A 14,141-nucleotide genomic window follows, 5' to 3' on the forward strand; every position below is an offset into this window, starting at 1 on the left:
CGCCGGTTCGCCACCGACGGCCTTTCTCGCTCATCCGATCAAGACCGGATTTACTTCGTCGACTTGGTCGCCGTCTCGGATGCGTTCTTGACGTTCGTCTCCACGAGCTTGCGCGCCTCGTTGACGAAGTCCTGGTTCATGGCGGCAACCTTTTCGGCGTCGCCCTTCACCCGCTCGGTCATTTCCTTGGCGACCTTCTGCTGCTCTTCGGCATAGGTCTTGAGTGCCTCGGTGTCCTTGACCTCCAGCGCGGCGCGCGCCTGCTGCATGCCGATGTCCGTATAGGTCTTCGCCGCTTCCATCTGGGCGTCGATCATCTTCTCGGCATAGTCCATCGCGAGCTTGGCATAGTCACGGGTCGGGCCCATGAACATCTTCTCGGCCTGCTCGTTGGCTTTGTTAAAGTTTTCGTTCGTCATCGCTTGGTTCCTCTATCTGCGGTATCAAATCCAAGGCTTTGGTGCCTTGTTGCAGTGCAATATAGCAATGCGTTTGGTGCGATGCAACAAAAAATTTCCTGCCCTGGATTTGCTAGGGTATACGCCGACTGAAAAAAGGGATCAAACATGCTGAGTGACAATGGATCGGCCCTGATCGGGTGGATCGGTGAAGCCCGTGAGGCCCTGACCGCCTGGGGCATGCAGCTCGTCGACGAGGCGCGGGCGCTGCCGGCCGCGGTGATCGACTTTGCGGACCTGCAGACTGCTGTGAGCGCTGGCCGACTGGCGGGGCTGATCGCGCTGGTGTTTCTGTTACAGCGGATCCTGCGCCATCGCGGTGATCCTCTGATCAACCGGCTCGCCACGTGGCAGCGCCGGGCCGCACCGGGTCTGGGGCCGTTGCGTGGCGTTGGTGTCATGGCGGCGGTGATCGCTGTGCAGGGTAGCAAGGTGGCGGTGATCGCGGCCCTTGGATACGGCGCATTGCTGCTTGGGGCGGTGGCGGCCCCGGATTGGTCGGCCGCCGCCGGGCGCTTTCTGTTGGCATTCGTGATCGCCGAAATCGCGCGTCTGGTCATCTGCATCTTCCTCGAGCCGCGCACCAGCGCCGCCCGCCTGCTGCCACTGGACGACACCGTTGCCGAGCGATGGGAGGCGCGGCTGTCACGGCTTGCGTGCACGGGGGTCTATAGCGTTGTTTTCATCGCCCCGGTGGTCGCCATCAACTTCCCGGCGTTCGCCTTGCTCGTTGAGGCGGTGCTGGTGCTTTTCGTGCTGCTCGGCGTGTTCGCCGCCATCCACGCGGTCCGTCATCCGATCAGAGAGTGGATGCTGACGCGTGGCGGCCATGGCAGGAACAGCTTCTATCGACCCATGCTGCGGCCGCTGGCGGGCATCTGGCATCTGCTGGCAGGCGCCTATAGCGCGATCTTCGCCGGACTGGTGGTGGTCGCGCCGCCGAGCGCGTTCGTTTTCATGCTCCGCGCCAGCGCGGTCAGTCTGTTGATCATCCTCGCAGTGGGCTTTATCGGCACCTCCGCGGGCAATCTGCGCCGTATCGGTCAGTATCTGCCCGCATCGGTCCGCGAGCGCCTGCCCATGCTGCCAACCCGCCTCGATGGTTGGCTGCCCAAGCTCGTGCGCGTCATCAATCTGTTGCTGGTGGTCACCCTGGTGGCGGCTGTCGCCGATGTCTGGGCCATTGCCGATGTGCGCGCATGGCTGGGGACGCCTGAGGGGCAGGGACTCATCGGTGCCATTGCTGCACTGCTCGGCATCGCTATCCTGTCGCTGGGCGGCTGGCTGCTGGCGGCAAGCTGGATCGAGGATCGACTCAATCCTGATACCGGTGAGGGCGAACCCGGTGCCCGCGAGAAAACGCTGTTGGCACTGTTTCGCAACGTCATCGCAATCGCCATCCTGATTCTCGCGGGCATGATCGCGCTCTCGGAGATTGGCATTGATATCGGGCCGCTGCTCGCTGGCGCCGGTGTGATTGGCCTGGCGATCGGTTTTGGCGCCCAGACACTGGTCCAGGACATCATCACCGGCGTGTTCATCCAGCTCGAGGATGCGATCCACAAGGACGACTTCATCACCGCTGGCGGGATCAGCGGGACGGTGGAGCGGCTCAGCATCCGCTCGCTGGGGCTGCGTGATCTCTCCGGGACGCTGCATGTGGTGCCGTTCTCCTCGGTCGACACCGTCTCGAACTACACCCGCGACTTCGGTTATCACCTGGGTGAATACGGGGTCGCCTATCGCGAGAATCTGGGCGAGGTCATCGATCATCTCCACGAGGCCTACGCGCGGTTGCTGAAAATGCCCGATATCAGCGCCGAAGTGACCGGGCCGCTCGAGGTGGATGGCGTGACAGCACTCGCCGACAGCTCGGTGAATATCCGGGTGCGCATTCTCACGACCGCCGGTATGCAGTATGCGGTGGGTCGGGCGTACAACCGGTGCGTGAAGGATCTGTTCGACGAAGTCGGTATCGAGATCCCCTATCCGCACATGACCGTTTATTTCGGTGCGGACAAGCAGGGCGGAGCGCCGCCGGCCCAGGTGGCGCTGACCGATCGGAGTGGTTCGGAGGCTGGCGTATGACGGCGATCCGGATCGAAGAGGATGTGCGCATCCCCATGTCGGATGGTGTGACACTCTCCGCGCGGATCTGGCGACCGGCGGATGCCGAGTCGTCACCACTGCCGGCGATACTCGAATACATTCCCTACCGTAAACGCGATCACACCCGCAGCCGTGATGAGACCCTGCATCGCTGGCTCGCTGAACGCGGCTACGCCAGTGTGCGCGTGGATATCCGCGGCAGCGGCGAGTCCGGTGGGGTGCTTGAGAACGAGTACCTGCAGCGCGAACTCGATGACGGCTATACGGTGATCGAGTGGCTCGCCCGTCAGCCCTGGTGTGATGGGGGTGTGGGCATGATCGGGATCTCGTGGGGCGGGTTCAGCGGCCTGCAGCTCGCGGCGATGCAACCGCCGTCGTTAAAGGCGGTTGTGACGGTCTGCTCGACCGATGACCGCTACGCTGATGACATCCACACCATGGGCGGCTGCCTGCTCGGTGACAACCTGTCATGGTCGTCGGTGATGTTTGCATTCAACAGTCTGCCACCGGATCCCGCGCTGCGGGGTGAGGACTGGCGGTCGCTATGGCATCAGCGCCTCGAGGCCGACAAGCCTTGGCTGATGGAGTGGCTCGAGCATCCCAGTCGCGATGATTACTGGCGTCATGGCTCGGTGTGTGAGGACTACACGGCCATCCGCTGCCCGGTCATGGCGGTGAGTGGCTGGGCGGATGGGTATACCAATGCGGTATTCCGGCTCATGGACAAGCTGACCGTGCCGCGGCAGGCCATCGTCGGGCCCTGGAGCCACCGTTATCCCCACCAGGGCGTGCCGGGGCCGGCGATTGCCTTCCAGCAGACCGTTAAAGGCTGGTGGGACCGGTGGCTCAAGGGAGTGGACAATGGTGTCGATCATGCGCCCATGCTCAGGGCCTGGATTCAGGATGCAGCCGCACCGGCGACCCGCTACCGGGCGCGCCCCGGGCGCTGGGTGAGTGAGGCGACCTGGCCGGTTCCCCGCATCCACACCCAGACGCTCTATCCCAGCGAGACCGGGCAACTGGATTCAACACCCGCGCCATCGGGCGCTGCGCCGGTCCCCCTGCACTCGCCACTCAGCCTGGGGCTTTTCGCCGGTAAGTGGTGCAGTTATGCCGATGGGCCGGATCTGCCCTATGACCAGCGTGAGGAAGACGGCGGTGCACTCAATTTCGAGACCGCGGCGCTTGCTGAGTCGCTCGAGCTGCTGGGCGCGCCGGTGCTGCGCTTGCGGGTCCGTGCCGATCAGCCCAGTGCCCAGGTCGCGGTACGCCTTTCGGATATTGCCCCGGACGGCGCGGCGACGCGGGTGAGCTATGGCGTGCTCAATCTCTGCCACCGCGACGGGCACGCGCAGCCGCAGGATCTACAACCGGGCAGCGATGTCGATGTCACCATCCGTCTCAATGAACTGGGTCATCGCTTTGCGACCGGTCACCGCCTGCGGCTGTCGCTGTCGAGCTCTTACTGGCCGCTGATCTGGCCGGCGCCGCAGCCAGTGACTCTGACGGTGAGCCCTGAGGCCACCGCACTGGATCTGCCGGTGCGCCGCGTCGAGCCCTCTGAGGAGTCAGCGCCGGTGTTCGCCGCGCCGGATGATCTGCAGCTGGCGCCAGTCACCGAGCAGCGTGCAGCCGATCATCGATGGCGGGTACAGCGCGATCTCGAGCATGCCACCTCTGAGCTCGAGGTGATCATGGATAACGGCACCCGGACACTGGAGGAGGTCGATCTTACCCTCAGTGATCACACCTGTGAGCGCTACTGGTTGAGCGATGGTGATCCGCAGAGCGCGACCGGTGAGGTGGTATCGAGCTATGGCCTGCGCCGCGGTGACTGGCGTGTCGAAACCCGCACCCGAACCCGACTCGAGGCCGATGAAACGGGTTTCTATGTCACCGCGGAGCTCGATGCCTGGGAGGGCGATCAGCGGGTGTTCTCCCGCAACTGGATTCGTCGGATCCCGCGCTCCCGGATCTAGCACCCAGGCCTTGGCGCGGCGTCCACCGGGGTAATGCGGATGACCCGCGCCTCGGTGGTTCTGGCCACCCAGTGCACCTCGTGGCCGAGCAGGCGCATGCCGTACTCCCGCCCGCCGCGGTGGTGATAGGCGGGGCGTGGGTCGGCGGCGAGGGTCTGCTCGATCAGTGGGCCGAGATGGGCCGGGGCGGCCGTAAGCGCCGCCTGCGCCGCATCACTCCAGCGAACGCCGAGCTGCGGTGACGCGGTGCCGAGCCCCTCCGGCGCGCGGCCATCCGCCGGTGCCTCAATGGCGGGTAGATAGGGCTTGATATCAAACACCGGTGTCCCGTCCATTACATCGGCTCCGCGGATGGCCAGCCCCCGACCGGGTGGATCCAGCACGCCGGCGAGTCGGACCAGCGAGAGTCCAAGGCCGTTGGGGCGGAATGGCGAGCGGGTCGCGAACACCCCCAGCCGCCGGTTGCCGCCAAGCCGTGGCGGCCGGACCGTTGGGCGCCAGCTGTGGTCGGCGTTGGCATGAAAGCCGAATATCAGCCAGCAGTGGCTGCTGTCTGCGAGGCCGCGCAGCGCGTCCGGGTCGTTGAATGGCGGGTGGAGCAAAACCTCGGCGCGAGCGTCGGGCACCAGTCCCGGTTGCCGTGGGGTGCCGAAGCGGCCCTCGAAGTCACTGCGAACGGTGGCAATCGGTTGGATATCCATGTGGGGATGATACTGCGTTACAATTTCCATATGGCATATCCAAGCGTCGATCAATGCGTCGGTAACACCCCGCTGGTGCGACTCCAGCGGCTGGCGGATACCGGATCCAACACTGTTGTGCTCAAGCTCGAGGGCAATAACCCGGCCGGGTCGGTGAAAGACCGTCCGGCGCTCAATATGATCGTCCAGGCCGAGAATCGTGGCGAGATCAAGCCCGGCGATACGCTGATCGAGGCGACCAGCGGTAACACCGGCATCGCGCTGGCGATGGCGGCGGCGGTGAAGGGCTATCGGATGATCCTGATCATGCCGGCGAACATGACCATGGAGCGTCGCTCGTCGATGCGTGCCTATGGCGCCGAACTGGTGCTCGTCACCCAGGAAGAGGGCATGGAAGGCGCACGTGATCTCGCCCAGCGCATGCAGGCTGAGGGCAAGGGTCGGGTGCTCGATCAGTTCGCCAATCCCGACAATTGGGGGGCGCACTACCTGGGCACGGGCCCTGAGGTCTGGCGCGATACCGATGGTGCGGTCACACACTTCGTCGCCTCGATGGGGACGACTGGCACGACGATGGGCGTGTCACGCTATCTGAAAGCGCAGAATCCGGATGTCCAGATTGTCGGTGCCCAGCCCCGCGAGGGGGCGAGCATCCCCGGCATCCGCAAATGGCCGGAAGCCTACCTGCCGGCGATCTTCGAGGCGCAGCGGGTCGACCGGGTGGTCGAGGTGGCCCAGGATGAGGCCGAGGACATGACCCGGCGGCTGGCGGCCGAGGAGGGGATCTTCGCGGGCATCTCCAGCGGCGGGACACTGTGGGCCGCGCTACAGATCGCCCGCGAGGTGGAAAACGCCACCATCGTCAGCATTGTCTGCGACCGCGGCGACCGTTATCTCTCGAGCGGCGTGTTTCCTGATCAATGAACGTCTTCGCGTTCGATATCGAGACCGTGCCGGATGTGGCCGGTGGCCGACGACTGCATGGACTCGACGGGCTTGGGGACGGCGAAGCCGCCGAGGCCATGCTCGCCATGCGGCGCGAGGAGACCGGCTCGGATTTCCTGCGCCTACCCCTTCATCGCGTGGTGGTGATCTCGGTCGCTGCGCTGATCGGGGACCGCTTCACGGTTTTCTCGCTGGGCGAGGGCGGTGATGACGAGGCGCGCCTCATCGACCGGTTCTTCGATGGGATTGAGCGCTATGTACCGCGGCTCGTCAGCTGGAACGGCAGTGGCTTTGATCTGCCGGTACTGCATTATCGCGGGCTGATCCATGGGCTCAGCGCGCCGCGTTACTGGGAGACCGGGGATGAGGATCGCTCATTCCGGTTCAATAACTATCAGAACCGCTTTCATGACCGTCACACCGACCTGATGGATGTGCTGGCGGGCTACTCCGGGCGCGCTGTGGCGCCGCTCGATCAGGTTGCCACGCTGTGCGGTCTGCCTGGCAAGCTGGGAATGAGTGGGGCCGATGTGCGCCATCAAATCGATGCCGGGCACTTCGATGCCGTGCGCGACTACTGCGAACACGATGTGCTCAATACCTACCTGCTCTGGCTGCGTTTTCGGCTTCTGCGCGGTGAGCTCGACGGCAGTGGTTATGCCACCGAGTGTGAGCGGGTCCGCGACGCGCTGACCGAGGCTGATAGGCCGCATCTCGATCAATTCCTCAACGCCTGGACGGGCTGATACGCATGGGTGGACGACGCAGCGGGCGATTGCCGCAGGCGCCGATCGAACTGGATATCGATCGCATCAGTCACGAGGGCCGGGGGATCGGTCATAACGACGGGCGGACGGTGTTCGTCCAGGGGGCGCTGCCGGGCGAGCGTGTCAGCGTGGATATCCGCCGCCAGCGCCGCCGGCAGCAGGAAGGTCAGGCGCTGTCGGTGGTGGCGGAACCTGCTGCCGACCGGGTCACGCCGCCCTGCGAATTCTTCGGGGTCTGCGGCGGCTGCAGTCTCCAGCACATGGATCCGGCGGCTCAGGTCCGGCACAAGGCAACGACGCTCGCGGAGCTGCTCCGCCATGGCGGTGATGTCGTACCGGATCGCTGGCTGGCACCGCTGACCGGTCCCACCGCCGGGTACCGGGCCCCCCCGCGGGGTACCGGCGGCGGGCCCGGCTTGGCGTCAAGTACGTCCCGCGCAAGGATGACCGGGTGCTGGTCGGCTTTCGCGAGCGCTTCAGTCCGTTCGTCGCCGATATCGAGTCCTGCCACGTTCTCGACGCGCGGGTCGGGGATCTGCTCGTCGCGCTGGCGGATCTGGTGCGCGGGCTGACCATTCCCGATCGAATCGCGCAGATCGAGGTTGCGGCCGGCGATGACAGCGTGGGGCTCGTGTTCCGCAATCTTCGCGAGCTGGCCCCCGTCGACCGGGAGGCACTGATCGCCTTCGGTCATGCCCATGATCTGCTGATCTTCGAGCAGCCCGGCAATGAGTCGACGGTCGCCCCGGTTGGCCACAGTACCGAGCGCCTCCACTATCGATTGGACGATTTCGGTCTGTCGTTCGCCTTCGCGCCCACTGACTTCACCCAGATCAATGCGGCGATCAATCGCCAGATGGTCCCTCAGGCCATCGAACAGCTTGCCCTCGATTCCGAAAGCCGGGTGCTGGATCTGTTCTGCGGGCTGGGGAATTTCACGCTGCCCATCGCCCGGCATGCCGCGTCGGTGATCGGTGTCGAGGGAGCCGAGGCGCTGGTGAGCCGGGGACGCGAGAACGCCGCGCTCAATGGCATCGACAATGCCCGCTTCGAGGCGGCCGATCTCACCCGTCTGGGGCCCGATGCCGACTGGCTGGGCGGTGGGATCGATCGAGTGCTGCTGGATCCGCCGCGCTCCGGCGCGCTGGAAGTACTGCCCGCCATTGCCGACCTCGGGCCATCGCGCATCGTCTATGTCTCCTGCGGGCCCTCGACCCTCGCCCGCGATGCCGGCGAGCTTGTGCATCGCTATGGCTACCGGCTGGAGGCGGCCGGGTTGATGGATATGTTTCCGCATACCGGCCACGCCGAGGCGATGGCGGTGTTCAGCCGCTGATCCCCCCATGGAGTGCTACCGATGAGCCGAGACTACGAGATCGTTCGCCGCGAGACCGTCTATGAGGGTTTCTTCAGAATCAGTCGACTGACGCTTCGGCATGCGCTGTTTGGCGGCGGTCAGAGCGAGACGCTGGTGCGCGAGCGGCTTGAGCGCGGGAATGCGGTGGCCGTACTGCCCTATGACCCATGGCTCGATCGGGTGGTGCTGGTGGAGCAGTTTCGCCAGGGGGCGATCGATAGTGGTTTTGGACCGTGGCTGCTCGAGCCGGTCGCCGGGATCATCGAGCCCGGCGAGCAGCCTGAGGCGGTTGCCCACCGCGAGACCCGCGAGGAGTCGGACTGCGCGCTCGGTGAACTCGTCCCGATGGCCCATTATCTGGTCAGCCCCGGCGGCAGCTCACAGACGGCGAAGCTCTACTGCGCCCAGGTCGACAGCCGCGACCTGCGCCTCGAGGGCCATGGCCACCCGGATGAGGGCGAGGATATCCGCCTGCACGTGGTGCCAGCGGATCAGGCCATCGCCATGATCGACAGTGGCGCCGTTCCGGCCGCAATGTCGAGCTATGGATTTGATTGATCGTCGCCGTCGGCGACTGATGCAGGGATTGGGGGTTGCCGGTGCGGTGACCGCGACTGGGACCTGGCCGATGCTCGGTCATGCACAGAACCCGAGTCGCGGCGGAACACTCCGCATGGCGCTGCCGCTCGCCGAGAATCTCGAGCCGGTGACCATGAGTGGCGGCGGTGTCATCGCCATCGTCCAGCAGGTCGCGGAGTATCTGGTCTGGGCCGAGGATGACCTCAGCCTGCGCCCGGTGCTCGCGACCGACTGGTCATCAGAAGACAACGCCCGAGTCTGGCACTTCAAGCTTCGGGAAGGCGTTGAGTTTCACAACGGCCAGGAGATGACGAGCGCGGATGTAGTCGCCAGCTTCCGCCGCATGGTCCAGCCTGATAGTGGCTCATCCGGTGCCGCACAGCTCGACTTCCTCAAGCCCGAAAATGTCACCGCGGATGGGCGCTATGGGGTGCGCTTTGAGCTGGATCGTCCAGTGGGCGCTTTCCCGTACTACACACACGTCTACAACGCAGTGATCCTGCCGGCCGATTACGATGGTGACTTCGCGAATAATCCGATTGGCACCGGCCCTTTCCGGCTGACCGAGTATCGCCCACAGGAAGGCGCCAGTCTCGAGCGTAATGCGCGTTACTGGAATGATCCGCTGCCCTACCTTGACAGTGTCGAGATGGACTTCTACGACGGCTCACAGCCGCAGGTACTGGCCATGCAGGGCGGTGAGGCGGATGCCATGCTCTCGGCGGGTTATATCGATATCCGGCCCCTTTTCGAGGCCGACAACGTGCGCATGGTGACTCAGCCCACCGCGACGCACGCGCAGGTCACCATGCGCACGGACCAGAAACCCTTCGATGACGTGCGCGTCCGGCAGGCCGTCTCCCTGGCGGTCGATCGACCGAGGGCGATGGAGGTCCTGCTGGGCGGCAATGCGGCGATCGGCAATGACCACCCGCTCGCGCCGATCTATCCAGTCGGTGTGGAGCTGGATCAGCGCCAGCAAGACCTTGAACGGGCGAGGGCGCTACTCGCCGAGGCGGGCTATCCCGACGGCTTCCCGATCGACCTCCATGTCGGTCGTCTTGCCGAGCTCCCGCAGTACGCCGAGATGCTCCAGCAGATGTTGAGTCAGGTCGGTATTCAGGTTGATCTGAAGATCGAGCCGTTGAACGTCTATTACGATCATTGGACCGAGGTGACGTTTGGTGTGACTGACTGGGCGAGTCGGGCGACGCCGGGGCAGATCCTCAATGCGGCATTCCGCGGCGGCGCTGATTGGAATGCACCGAAGTGGACGAATGAGCGTTTCGACGCACTGCTCGATGATTTCGAGCGCGAGCCGGATCCAGAGGCGCGTGCCGAGATTGCCGACTCACTCGCTGCAATCCTGCAGGAAGAGGTCCCGGCGGTCATCGGTTATTTCAAGGACGGCTTCCGACCGGTCAATGAGCGGGTGATGAATCTGCCCGGTAATATGTCGAACTTCCTTGATCTGACTCGCACCTGGGTGACCTGAACCCGTCCATGGTGCGCTATACCGCCCGGCGGCTGATGCTGCTTGGCCTGACGCTGCTGGTTGCATCGGTGCTCATCTTCACGATGACAACGGTGCTGCCGGGCGACGTCGGTCGGATCATTCTGGGTCCGTTCGCCCAGGACAGCGCCGTTGAGGCGTTGAATCAGGAGTTGGGACTGAATCAACCCATCGTCGTGCGGTATCTCCAGTGGATAGGGGGCGTGCTGCAGGGCGATTGGGGTCGGTCGCTGTCGTTGAATACGCCGGTGCTGCCGCTTGCATTGGAACGGCTCGGACGCTCGTTGGTGCTCGCCGCGCTGGCGATCGGCATTCTCATCCCGCTGGCCATTGGCGTTGGGGTTGCGGCCGGGCGCCGCCCCGGTGGGGCGCTCGATCGGGTGGCTTCCATCGTGGGTCTGGCGCTGGGTGCCATGCCGGAGTTCGTCACGGGCGTTGTGCTGATCGTGGCCTTTGGTATTGCTCTTCCGTGGTTCCCGGTGCAGGCCGTGACAGGCTCCGGTGCCGGGTTCTGGGCGATCCTCCATGGCCTGGTGCTACCGGCGATGTGTCTGGTGCTGCTGCTGTTTGCCTATCTCTTTCGAATGACCCGGGCCGGCATGATCGGCGCACTCGAGGCGGATTACACTCGCACGGCACGGCTTAAGGGTTTGCCCGAGCGGATCGTGCTTCGACGTCATGTCCTTCGGAACGCGCTCCTGCCGACGGTGACCGTGATCGGCGCGCAGCTCGGCTGGCTGGTGGGTGGACTGGTTGTTGTCGAGAGTCTCTTTCGTTACCCGGGCATCGGGAGCCTGCTCCACAATGCGGCCTCCAACAAGGACGTGCCGTTGCTCGCAGGCTGCACGCTGCTGGTGACACTGGTGTTCTCGCTTGCCAACCTGACCGCCGACCTGGTCTATGGCCTGCTCAATCCGCGGGTGCGCGATGCAGTCGCTGAGTAATCTCTGGCGTCGCTCGCCAGGACTCACCGTGGGGATCGTCATGGTGGGGGTCTGGGTCGTGACCGCGGCACTGGCCCCCTGGGTCGCCCCTCATGAGCCAACCGCGATGGGCGTCGGGCCAACCACCGCAGCACCGTCACTCGCGCACTGGTTCGGCACGGATGAGTATGGACGGGATATCCTCAGCCGCGTCATTCACGGCGGCCGTTATGTGCTTGCGATTGCACCGGCATCAACATTGCTCGGGCTTGCCATTGGGACGCTGTTGGGACTGATCTCCGCCTACAATGGCCGCTGGCTCGATGAGGTCATCATGCGCCTTCTGGATGCGGTCATGGCGTTCCCGATCGTGGTGCTGGCGTTGCTGGCGCTGACAGCGCTGGGTAGCTCGACGTTCAACGTCATCCTCGTGATCGGACTGGTGTTCGCACCGCTGATCGCCCGGACCGCCCGAGCCGCCGCACTCACTGAAGTCCGTAAGGAGTATGTCGAGGCGGCAAGGCTTCGGGGCGAGGGCTATTTTCGGGTGCTCATGGTCGAGATCGCGCCCAATATCCGTGGTCCGCTCATGGTGGAGGGAACCATTCGTCTTGGTTATGCGGTATTTACATCGGCGACGCTCGGGTTTCTGGGCCTGGGTGTCCAACCGCCCGCGCCGGATTGGGGATTGATGGTCGCGAGTAGTCGATCCCTGCTCACGACAGCACCGTGGGCGGTGCTGGCGCCGGCGATGGCGATTGGCTTTGTCGTCATCGGGTTTTCCCTGATTTCCGACGGCCTGCGGGATATGGAAACGCAATGAGCACACCCTTGCTGGCCTTTGAGGACCTGTGTATCTCATTCCGTCGCAAGGGTCGGTGGCTTGAGGCCGTCAGCGGCGTGGATCTGGTCGTCGGGGCCGGCGAGACGGTCGGCCTGGTCGGCGAATCCGGGTGCGGTAAATCGACTCTTGCCATGGCATCGCTGGGGTACCTGCCTGAAAATGCCCGGATACCGAGAGGACGTGTCTGCCTTGAGGGCGAGGATCTTGCCGAGCTGACCCCGGCGGCGCTGCAGGATCGACGCGGCAACCGGATCGCAGTGGTCTATCAGAACCCGGCAACCGCGCTTAACCCCGCACTGACGATTGGCCGCCAGCTGACCGAGATTTTCGAATACCAGCAAGGACAATCCGTGGAAGAGGCGCGGCGCGCCAGCGTTCGCCTGCTCGAGCAGGTGCGCATCGCCGAGCCGACACAGCTACTCGATGCCTACCCCTATCAGATCTCCGGTGGCATGCAGCAGCGGGTGGTGATCGCGATGGCTCTGGCGGGTTCGCCGGACCTGTTGGTGCTCGATGAGCCGACAACGGCGCTTGATGCCAGTATCCAGGCGGAGGTTCTCGCGCTGTTCGAGACGCTGCGTGCGGAACTGGGGCTCGCCATGCTGCTGATCAGTCATGATCTGGCCGTTGTCCGCTCGGTCTGTGATCGAGTGGCGGTGATGTATGCCGGTGAGATCGTGGAGTCGGCACCGGTCAGGCAGTTGTTTGAGCAACCGCGACACCCGTATACGGCATCGCTGATGGACTGTATCCCGACAGGTGAGGCGCATTGGCAAGCCGGACGGTTGGCGTGGATCCCGGGCAATCCGCCCGCCCTGGAGAATCGACCCGTGGGTTGTGCCTTTGCACCCCGCTGCCCGATCGCCCGGGATGCCTGCCGGCGTCAGGACATTCCGCTGCGCATGCTTGATCAAACGCATCGCAGCCGCTGTCTTTTCCCGGAGGAAACCGCGCCACCGGGCGGTAACCGGCCGCCCGCGGAGGTCACTACCCGATCCATCGGCGGGCCCGTGTTGGCGTGTGAAGACCTGGTGATGGAATACGGTGGCGTTCGCATCCTCGATCGGGTCAGCCTCGATGTGCGCGAGGGGGAAACGGTGGCGTTGGTGGGTGAATCAGGGAGTGGCAAGAGCACGCTGGCAAGGGGGCTGACAGGACTGACCGCGCCGGTGGATGGCACAGCGCTGCTTGATGGTGATCCGCTCTCGCGACAGCAGCGCCAACGCAACCCGAATGCGCGTCGCGCACTGCAGATGGTGTTCCAGTCACCCGAGAACACCCTGAATGCGAGTCACCGCATTGGCCCGGCGCTTGCCCGGGCGATGCGGGGGCTGGGTGGCCTGAGTCGGGTCGAGGCACGGGCGGCGGTGCCCGACCGGCTGCGTCAGGTTGCGCTGGAGGTCGATACGGCCGAGCGCCGCCCCGGGCAGTTGTCGGGCGGGCAGCGCCAGCGGGTCGCGATTGCCCGCGCCTTCGCCGGTGACCCGCGAGCGATCATCCTCGATGAGCCCACTTCAGCGCTGGATGTTTCGGTGCAGTCGGCAGTCCTCGATCTGCTGATCGACCTACAGCAGCGCCGTGGCACGGCGTATCTGTTCATCTCCCATGACCTGGCGGTGGTGCGCTATATCGCCGATCGCATTGCGGTGCTCTACCTCGGCCGCATCATGGAGTCGGGACCGGTCGAAGGGGTGTTCCAGGGCCCGCGTCATCCCTATACCGACCAGCTGCTGGCCGCGATCCCCGGGGTGAGTGATGGCCCACCCGTCGCCCAACCGCGACGTGAGAATCCGGGTGCGGAGGCGCGGCCGCCGGGTTGTCCGTTTGCCGCCCGGTGTCCCTATGTGATGCCGCACTGCGCTGAAACGCCGCCCCCGGCACGTGAACCGTCACCGGGTCGGGTGGTGCACTGTCATCTGCCACTCGAGTCGCTGCCGGGGGCGGTCGATTGACAATTCATCGCCCT

12 protein-coding genes and 1 pseudogene are annotated in these 14,141 nt (G+C 64.7%); 11 read left to right on the forward strand and 2 right to left on the reverse strand.

Annotated features, from left to right (window positions below):
* Positions 1–50 precede the first annotated feature (50 nt).
* Positions 51–419 (reverse strand): phasin family protein, encoded by a 369-nt coding sequence (locus tag SPICUR_RS04215; protein ID WP_023366384.1) that lies wholly within the window; start codon positions 417–419, stop codon positions 51–53.
* 147 nt (positions 420–566) lie between these two features.
* Here SPICUR_RS04215 and SPICUR_RS04220 point away from each other — a divergent pair, with 147 nt between their 5' ends.
* Both SPICUR_RS04220 and SPICUR_RS04225 read left to right on the forward strand, forming a co-directional pair.
* Entirely contained in the window at positions 567–2,546 is a 1,980-nt protein-coding gene (locus SPICUR_RS04220; protein WP_023366386.1) for a mechanosensitive ion channel domain-containing protein, read from the forward strand.
* On the forward strand, positions 2,543–4,546 hold the full coding sequence (locus SPICUR_RS04225; protein WP_023366388.1) for a CocE/NonD family hydrolase: 2,004 nt from the start codon (positions 2,543–2,545) through the stop codon (positions 4,544–4,546). Before SPICUR_RS04220 ends, SPICUR_RS04225 begins: the two co-directional genes overlap by 4 nt.
* Here the strand turns inward: SPICUR_RS04225 and tsaA are convergent.
* Entirely contained in the window at positions 4,543–5,277 is a 735-nt protein-coding gene (gene tsaA / locus SPICUR_RS04230; RefSeq protein WP_173391215.1) for a tRNA (N6-threonylcarbamoyladenosine(37)-N6)-methyltransferase TrmO, read from the reverse strand. The genes SPICUR_RS04225 and tsaA overlap by 4 nt on opposite strands.
* Here tsaA and cysM point away from each other — a divergent pair, their 5' ends adjacent.
* From cysM to SPICUR_RS04270, 9 genes and pseudogenes are all read left to right on the forward strand, one after another.
* Complete coding sequence (cysM, locus tag SPICUR_RS04235) at positions 5,278–6,171, forward strand: cysteine synthase CysM (RefSeq protein WP_041382196.1); 894 nt, start codon at positions 5,278–5,280, stop codon at positions 6,169–6,171.
* Positions 6,168–6,938: a 3'-5' exonuclease gene (locus SPICUR_RS04240; protein WP_023366394.1), complete on the forward strand. Its 771-nt coding sequence runs from the start codon at positions 6,168–6,170 to the stop codon at positions 6,936–6,938. The genes cysM and SPICUR_RS04240 overlap by 4 nt, the downstream gene beginning before the upstream one ends.
* Before the next feature lie 5 nt (positions 6,939–6,943).
* Positions 6,944–7,072, forward strand: a pseudogene (locus SPICUR_RS10200) (TRAM domain-containing protein); the annotation flags it as partial.
* 230 nt (positions 7,073–7,302) lie between these two features.
* Positions 7,303–8,295, forward strand: a complete 993-nt coding sequence (gene rlmD, locus SPICUR_RS04245) for a 23S rRNA (uracil(1939)-C(5))-methyltransferase RlmD (RefSeq protein WP_335324157.1) — start codon at positions 7,303–7,305, stop codon at positions 8,293–8,295.
* 21 nt (positions 8,296–8,316) lie between these two features.
* Positions 8,317–8,874 (forward strand): NUDIX domain-containing protein, encoded by a 558-nt coding sequence (locus tag SPICUR_RS04250; protein ID WP_023366399.1) that lies wholly within the window; start codon positions 8,317–8,319, stop codon positions 8,872–8,874.
* Entirely contained in the window at positions 8,861–10,390 is a 1,530-nt protein-coding gene (locus SPICUR_RS04255; RefSeq protein ID WP_023366401.1) for an ABC transporter substrate-binding protein, read from the forward strand. The genes SPICUR_RS04250 and SPICUR_RS04255 overlap by 14 nt, the downstream gene beginning before the upstream one ends.
* 8 nt (positions 10,391–10,398) lie before the next feature.
* Complete coding sequence (locus tag SPICUR_RS04260) at positions 10,399–11,352, forward strand: ABC transporter permease (protein WP_023366403.1); 954 nt, start codon at positions 10,399–10,401, stop codon at positions 11,350–11,352.
* The gene (locus tag SPICUR_RS04265) at positions 11,336–12,154 is read left to right on the forward strand and encodes an ABC transporter permease (RefSeq protein ID WP_023366405.1); all 819 of its coding nucleotides are present in this window, start codon (positions 11,336–11,338) and stop codon (positions 12,152–12,154) included. Before SPICUR_RS04260 ends, SPICUR_RS04265 begins: the two co-directional genes overlap by 17 nt.
* On the forward strand, positions 12,151–14,127 hold the full coding sequence (locus tag SPICUR_RS04270; RefSeq protein ID WP_041381660.1) for a dipeptide ABC transporter ATP-binding protein: 1,977 nt from the start codon (positions 12,151–12,153) through the stop codon (positions 14,125–14,127). Before SPICUR_RS04265 ends, SPICUR_RS04270 begins: the two co-directional genes overlap by 4 nt.
* Positions 14,128–14,141 lie beyond the last annotated feature (14 nt).

Origin of the sequence: Spiribacter curvatus (assembly GCF_000485905.1) — a bacterium.
Taxonomy (GTDB): Bacteria; Pseudomonadota; Gammaproteobacteria; order Nitrococcales; family Nitrococcaceae; genus Spiribacter; species Spiribacter curvatus.